6 protein-coding genes are annotated in these 7,963 nt (G+C 31.4%); all 6 read right to left on the bottom strand.

Annotated features, from left to right (window positions below; translation table 11 throughout):
• Window positions 1-28: 28 nt before the first annotated feature.
• The 6 genes from I6U48_RS10070 to I6U48_RS10045 all read right to left on the bottom strand — a co-directional run bounded on the left by I6U48_RS10070 (window position 29) and on the right by I6U48_RS10045 (window position 7,956).
• Window positions 29-1,201, bottom strand: coding sequence for an FprA family A-type flavoprotein (locus I6U48_RS10070; RefSeq protein ID WP_218320286.1), 1,173 nt, complete (start codon window positions 1,199-1,201; stop codon window positions 29-31).
• Window positions 1,202-1,409: 208 nt separating this feature from the next.
• Complete coding sequence (gene mglC / locus I6U48_RS10065; RefSeq protein ID WP_218320285.1) at window positions 1,410-2,414, bottom strand: galactose/methyl galactoside ABC transporter permease MglC; 1,005 nt, start codon at window positions 2,412-2,414, stop codon at window positions 1,410-1,412.
• A gap of 16 nt (window positions 2,415-2,430) precedes the next feature.
• Window positions 2,431-3,948: a sugar ABC transporter ATP-binding protein gene (locus I6U48_RS10060; RefSeq protein WP_218320284.1), complete on the bottom strand. Its 1,518-nt coding sequence runs from the start codon at window positions 3,946-3,948 to the stop codon at window positions 2,431-2,433.
• 87 nt (window positions 3,949-4,035) lie between these two features.
• Complete coding sequence (locus tag I6U48_RS10055) at window positions 4,036-5,079, bottom strand: galactose ABC transporter substrate-binding protein (RefSeq protein ID WP_218320283.1); 1,044 nt, start codon at window positions 5,077-5,079, stop codon at window positions 4,036-4,038.
• Window positions 5,080-5,194: 115 nt separating this feature from the next.
• On the bottom strand, window positions 5,195-6,172 hold the full coding sequence (locus I6U48_RS10050; RefSeq protein ID WP_218320282.1) for a substrate-binding domain-containing protein: 978 nt from the start codon (window positions 6,170-6,172) through the stop codon (window positions 5,195-5,197).
• A complete protein-coding gene (locus I6U48_RS10045; protein ID WP_218320281.1) occupies window positions 6,169-7,956 on the bottom strand; it encodes a sensor histidine kinase in 1,788 nt (595 codons plus the stop codon). The genes I6U48_RS10050 and I6U48_RS10045 overlap by 4 nt, the downstream gene beginning before the upstream one ends.
• Between the last annotated feature and the right edge of the window lie 7 nt (window positions 7,957-7,963).

Genomic DNA, 7,963 nt, shown 5'->3' with positions numbered 1-7,963 from the left:
TGCAACCCTATAAAAATAAATATGTTTTTTACATTAGTCCTAAAAATTTATCCACAAATTCATCTGCTCTTTTGAAGTCTTCTTCGCTAGGCACAAATTTAAATTTCAAGCCTTCTTCTACTACTTTAAATTTCAAGGATTTTAATCTTTCTGTTAGCATAGGAACACCTTCCCCGCTCCATCCGTATGAACCAAAGGCTCCTGCCGCTTTACCTCTATTAGTAATTGCACATATTAACGATAACAAATCCCAAGCCGGCTTAACAGCATCTTGGTTTATTGTTGGTGATCCTACTAATATCCCACTGGACTTTTCAGCTAATGATATTAAATCTGATAAATCCATAGAAGTTATTTCATGAGCTTCTGCTTTAACACCATTATCGTTTATTCTTTTTGAGATATATTCTGCTATTTTTTTAGTGTTTCCATAAGCTGAAATATAGAATATCTGAATGTTGTCTTCAATTATTGCTTCTTCAGTAGCCCATTCTTTATATAGATTAATGTATTTTTCTATGTCATCGACATGTACTGGACCATGACTTGTTGCAACCATATCATATTTCAAGTCTTTTATCTTATTAAGTCCTGCTAGAACAAACTTTTTAAAAGGCCCCATAATAACCTCAAAATAGTACTTCATTTCTTCAAAATAATCATCAGAACATTTATCTATTATACATTTCTCTGGACAATAGTGACATCCTAGGAAATCGCAAGTAAATAACACTTCCTTGTTCTCTGCATAAGTAAACATTGTATCTGGCCAATGAAGATTTGGAGCAACAATAAATTTCAAATTAGTTTTTCCGAGACTTAACTCTTTAGGTGCTTCCATACTTTTAAAATCTGCATTAACAATATCTTTAAGGTAAATTAATGCTGCTCTTGAACCTATGACTGTCGCATCTGGGTATTCTTTAATTAAATTTATGATCGAACCACTATGGTCTAACTCTGTGTGCTGAACGACTATGTAATCAACCTTTCTGTCCCCTATAACACTTTTTATATTAGAAATATATTTATCAAAAAAACCATCTTTAACAATATCAATTATGGCAACTTTTTCGTCATCAATTAAATAAGAATTATAAGTTGTTCCTTTTTTTGTCTCCATAATTATATCAAAAACTCTAAGCCCTGGATCTGCTACACCAACCCAATAAATATCATCTTTTAATTTTTCAACGTTCATATTATACCTCCCAAAATACATAATAAATATATTTTAACCAAATTATTCTTTGTTATTATTTTACCATAATAATCATAAAAATCAAGTAGTATTATTTATTAATAAATATTATTTATTAATAAATAATAAAACGCCGTTAAAAAAGACAAACTTTCTTATGAAAACTTGTCTTTTTTAGCTGTACTTTTATTATTAAAATTTTAAATACTTACTTTTTATTAAGATATTTTCTTATATCTACAGCAACTGCTGAAACAATTATAAGTCCTTTAATTATTTGCTGCCAATACGGATTAACTCCTATAAAAGTCAATCCATAGTTTATAACACTAAATATGAAAACACCTATTACAACACCTGGCACAGTTCCTACACCACCAGAAACGGACCATCCTCCAACTACACATGCAGCTATGGCATCCATTTCATACATATTACCATAGTTATTAGTAGCTCCTCCTGTTCTTGCAGCTTCAAGTACTCCTGCTAAGCCATAAAGACCACCAGCAATTACATATAGATATAGCATTGACTTTTTAACATTAATCCCTGATACTATAGCGGCTTCCTTATTACCACCAATGGCATACAAATTTTTTCCAAGCCTAGTTTTATTTAATACTATATATATTAAAATAGTCATAATTACTGCAATTATAAATATATATGGAATTCCCAAAAAAGATCCTGTTCCAAGTTTTGAAAAATCAGCCCTTAAGCCACCTATAGGCTGTGAATTGTTTGGAGGAAGATTAAAATATATAGAATTTGCACCATAAACTATAACCATTGTACCCAAGGTTGCTATAAATGGTGGTACACTAAATTGAGCAACAATATAACCATTTAATAGTCCAACTAACAAACCAACTCCTATAGCTATGAGTATTGGTATTATTAAAGGTAGGTGTGGCAAATTAGGAAAAAATCTTCTTGAATAATCAGGCAATTGAAGCATAGACGCAGATAATACCGCTGTTAACCCAACAACTCTACCAGCTGAAAGATCTGCTCCACCCATCAATATTACAAAAGCTGCACCTAGTGCAATAATAATTCTAGTAGAACTTTGAACTAGAATATCTTTAAAACAACTTAATGAAATGAAACGTGGGTCTTTTAGCGCGATACCAATAATTAGAACTATAAAAACGAGATAAATTGCATTTTGCTTTGCAAAATCTTTTGTTTTCTTTATATTAACATTCTCCATTTTTACCCTCCCCATTTTAAACCATATATTTTGCGGCAAGTTCCATTACTTTTTCTTCTGTCGCAGATTTACCATCTATTATTCCTGACAATCGTCCTTCGCACATTACCATAACTCTATCAGACATTCCTAAAAGTTCCGGCATTTCAGATGAAATCATTATGATACTTTTTCCTTCTTTTGCAAGATGTGAAATTATCGTATAAATTTCATATTTTGCTCCTACGTCTATCCCTCTAGTAGGCTCATCTAGTATTAATATATCTGGATCTGTAAGAAGCCATCTAGCAAGTAAAACTTTTTGTTGGTTCCCACCAGATAAATCTTTTATAAGAGTCTTTACTGAAGGGGTCTTTACTTTCAGCATTTCTATACCCTTTTTTGTATCTTCTTTTCTTTTATTCTCATTTAAAATTCCAAACCTATTCAAATATTTATTTAAGTTTGCTATTACTGTATTTTCTAACACAGATAGCAAGGGAAATATCCCTGTTACTCTTCTTTCTTCTGTAAGAAGTGCGATTTTATATTTTTTTGCATCAATTGAGGAATTAATTCTGACTTCCTTCCCATTAATAAATATTTTTCCGGCCTCAACACTTCTAAGTCCAAAAATAGCTTCTACAAGCTCAGTTCTTTGTGCTCCTACAAGACCTCCAATTCCAAGAATCTCCCCTTTTCTAAGTTCGAAAGAAACGTTTTTGAAACACTTTTTAAAAGGAGATGTTAGTCCTTCCACCTTTAATACTACTTCACCAGGTACATTTTCTCTATCCGGGAATCTATTAGTAAGGTCTCTTCCAACCATTTTCTTTATAATTAAATCAGTTGTAAGTTCTTCAGCCTTCCATGTTCCTACTAAAGCCCCATCTCTCATTATTGTTACTTCATCAGAAATGCGAAGTATTTCTTCCATTTTATGAGAAATGTAGATAATTGAAACCCCTTTGTCTTTTAGGTCTCTTATAATCTTAAACAGATGTTCTACCTCAGTTTCAGTTAAAGAAGAGGTTGGCTCATCCATAATAATAATTTTAGCATTATAGGATACAGCTTTTGCGATTTCCATTTGCTGAACTATTGAAACTGATAAATTTTCCACCTTAACTTTTGGATCTATATCTAATTCTAAGCTTTTAAATAATTCTTTTGTATCTTCATACATCTTCCTCTCATTGACTAACTTTACTATGCCATAATTTTTTAAAGGAAGACGACCAAGCCACATATTCTCCATTACATTACGATATTTGACAGGATGAAGCTCTTGATGAATCATAGCAATACCACGTTCTAAAGCATCCTTTGAACTATCATTTTGTATTGATTTACCATTAAAAAGTATTTCTCCTGAATCTTGTTTGTATATACCAAATAGACATTTCATTAGCGTAGATTTTCCTGCACCATTTTCACCCATAAGTGCATGTACACTACCTGGTCTTACCTTTAGAGTAACTTTATCTAGGGCTCTAACTCCTGGAAACTCTTTTACTATATTGTTCATTTCAAGTAAAAATTCACTCTCACTCATTTGGCGACCTCCTTAAACCCCATGAAAAATAACAAGGGATGGGGAATTTTCAAACCACATCCCTATATAAATTAACAACTTGAAAAATTATTTAGCATCCTTAATATTATCTTTAGTGATTGTCTTATAATCTATCCAAACATATTTGCCGTCTTTAATTTCAAATCCTGTATTATCCTTACTTGGAGTTTGTCCTTTAGCAAGAACTTCTGCCAATTTAGCTGAAGCTGCTCCTTGGTTTTTAGCATCATTTAGAACTGTTCCAAGCATTGTGCCATCCTGAATAGCTTGAACTCCAGGTGCAGTTGCATCAACACCTACTACAGGAACATACTTGTTATCCTTAAAATATCCTGCAGCTTTTAATGCTTCTATTGCACCTAATGCCATATCATCATTATTTGCAAACACAGCTTCAATTTTATCTCCATTAGATGCAAGGAATGCAGCCATTTTTTCTTGTCCTTTTACACGATCCCACATGCCTGTATCTTCTGCTAATTTTTGTACTTTAAATCCAGCTGCTGTTACAGCTTCAATTGAGTATTTAGTTCTCAATTCTGCATCTTGATGCCCAGGTTCTCCTTTTAACATTACGTATTGAATAACTCCATCATGATTTTTATCTGCTTCTGGGTGATCTTTAAAATATTTTGCTATGATTTGACCCTGCATTGTACCTGATTGTTCAGCCTTTGCTCCTACATAATAAACCTTATCCCATTTTTTCATATCTTCTGCTAATGGCTCACGATTCATAAATACAACAGGTATATTGGCATTCTTAGCCTTATCTATAATTACTCCTGCAGCAGTTCTATCAACCGGATTAATTATCATGCTGTTAACCTTTTTTGTTATGAATAAATCAACTTTATCATTTTGAGTAGACTGTGAGTTTTGGCTATCCACCATCTCTAAATTAGCTTTATCTTTTAAAGAATCTGCAACAGCATTACGTACACCTGTCATAAAGGTGTCATCATATTTATAGATAGCACATCCTATGTTAACTTTTGAGTCTTTACTTCCACTAGATGATCCTCCAGAATTTTGAGTACTTGATCCACATCCCGCAAGAGCACCTATTGTAAGTGAAGCAAAAAGTACCAATGTAAGAACCTTTTTCATTAATAATTCCCCCTTAAATTCTATTTTGTAAATGTTTTCTATAATTATATTAATATATGATTAACATAAAATTAATATAAAATTCTATACAAATATATAAAAATTCTATGCAATGTTACTTAACAACAGGAAACAATATTTTTTCATTTTCTTGCAAATACATATTTGTACCATCTATTATCTTAGAATCTATCTTAATATCCTTTGGAATACTTTTATTATTAAGAGCATCAATTGCATATTTTACACTTAAATATCCCATCGTAAAAGGATCATGAATGACAATAGCTGTAATTACGCCCTTTTCCAGATAATCAATTTCCTTAAAAGTGCTATCAAAGGTAATAACCTTTACTCTTCCTTCTAAATTCATTTCACTAAGAGCTTCTGATACTCCTTCTGCTGCAGTAGAATTTAGAGCCACTATTGCTTCTAAATCATTGTTTTCGCTTATCATTCTTTTTGTTAAGTCTTGTGCCATTGTAACATCAGAAAGACAATATCCCTTTGATACTACCTTAATTCCTTTATACTGAGAAAACAATTCCATAAGCCCGTTTTCTTTTTCTGTTGATGAATTTCCGCCTTCAATAGAACTTATAATTCCTACTTTAAATTTTTCACCTAAGATGCTCACTAGCATATCTCCAGCTTTTTTTCCTTCATCTATGTTATCCGCGGAAATATAACTATTAAATTTATTGGTATTTACCTTGGAATTCATTATAATTACAGGAATATTTTTGCTATAAGCTTTCTCTATCACCTTGGCTATTTCAGTATAATCATTTGGTGCCACTACCAATGCATTTATACCTTTATTCAAAGCATTATTAATTATAGATATTTGTCCCTTAACATCCCCCTCATCCTTAGTAGACATATATTCAAATACTACATTTCCTTCTTCTGCAGCTGCCTTAGCTCCCATTTTTATAGTATTCCAATAATCACCGTTTGTCAGACCCCCTACCATAAGAACTTTCTTGTTTTTTTGTGTTTCATTAAATGTTAAACTATTATAATAAACTATAGAATACAAAATCAGAATAAATATTATGAATACACCAACTATATTTTTTATGTTTCTCATTTTGTATTCACCTCTTTAAGGCTATCTTTATACAATGGAAGATAAATTTTAACTTCAGTTCCAACCTCAAGCTCACTATCTATTTTTAATCCATATTCTTGTCCATAGCAAAGCTTTATCCTCTGATCAACATTTTTTATTCCAACTCCCGACCCCTTACTTTTTCTATTCTCATCAACTAATATATTTTTCACTACATCTTCTCTCATACCTAAGCCATTATCTTTGACCATTAATAACAATTTATTTTCTTCTATACCAGCATAAATAAGTATTTCTCCCTGGTCTACAGAGCATTCTATTCCATGATAAATAGAATTCTCAATAATTGGCTGAAGAATAAGCTTAATAGTACTATAATTGAACACATCGTCTTGTACTTCTATTTTAAATTCAAACTTGTTTCTATATCTTATTTTTTGTATAATTAAATAATTTTTAGCATGTTCCAATTCTTCTCTCACAGTAATAATATTCTTCCCTCTACTAATACTAATTCTAAACAATCTAGCAAGAGCTGTTATCATTGTAACTGCCTCTTGATTTTTTTCATTTTCTATCATCCATACCACTGAATCCAAAGTATTATATAAGAAATGTGGGTTGATTTGAGCTTGGAGTGCATCTAGCTCGCTTTTTCTCTTTCCCTCTTGTTCTCTTACTATTTGCTCCATTAAGTTTGTAATCCTCGATACCATCATATTAAAGGCTTTTGACAAGCGAACAACCTCATACTCTCCTTCTACATTTATTTTCACATCAAATCTCCCTTCCTCTACAAGCTTCATACACTTTTCCAATTCCTTTATTGGTCTTGATATTTTTGCGGAGAGTGACTTAGATATGGCTGTAACAAAAAGAATTCCTAGTAGTATTATTAAAACCGAATACGCTTTTAAATTTTTCTTAGTAGCTACTACTTGATCCAAATAATATATCCCCACTATCTTCCACCCAGTAATTTTGACATTTTTTACAGTTACCAGTCTCTGTTTATTATCAAAGGTTTCAATAAAATTTCCTGCAGTCCTACTTAGTACATTTTTTATATTCTCCTGTTTTAGACCCATATATATTAACTGCTGCTGTGGGTGATAAACAATATTTCCTTTAGCATCAATAATATATATATAACCCATATTACCAAGCTTAGTCTGTTGACACAATTGATCAAGAGATCTAAAATTCATATCTACTAGTAGTACTCCTGTAACTTCTTTACCTGCTCTTTTATATTTAACACATTTACTTAGAGATACTACCCAGCTATGATTGCCATAAAATATATTCTCGACATGAGGTAAGGATATATTTACTTTATTAGGATTGTTTATCGCTTCTTTAAACCAAACTTGATTTTCTACATTTGCTCTCCCTTTTATTTCAAAATCATGCAGCTTAACTGCTACATCTCCCTTATCTGTAAAGACTGCTAGAGCTACAATATCATCTCTTGTATTTGATACAATTTCCATCTGGTTTAAAACTTGTGAATTCGGTAAATTCTCATCTTTTTTAATGTTACTTTCAATTAAAGAAGATATATATATCATGTTTTTTAGATAATACCCCATATTAACATTTATTTCGTCTGCTATTTGATTGGTATTTATTATAGCATTCTCATGAGAGTACATAGAAAAAGTATTAAATAGAGCTATGCCCACAAAGAGCATCGCCACGATAGTAACAAATGTAAATGAAACTGTTATAATAAGTTGGATACTACTTCTTCTTATAAATTTAGCTATTGCTTTAATTGGTTTCTTTATAAATTCAATCATAAAAAAA

The sequence above is a fragment of the Clostridium thailandense genome, from assembly GCF_019207025.1.
GTDB classification, from domain to species: Bacteria; Bacillota; Clostridia; order Clostridiales; family Clostridiaceae; genus Clostridium_AM; species Clostridium_AM thailandense.
Note: the sequence above shows the minus strand (reverse complement) of the source record. Positions and strands in the feature narration are given on the sequence as shown.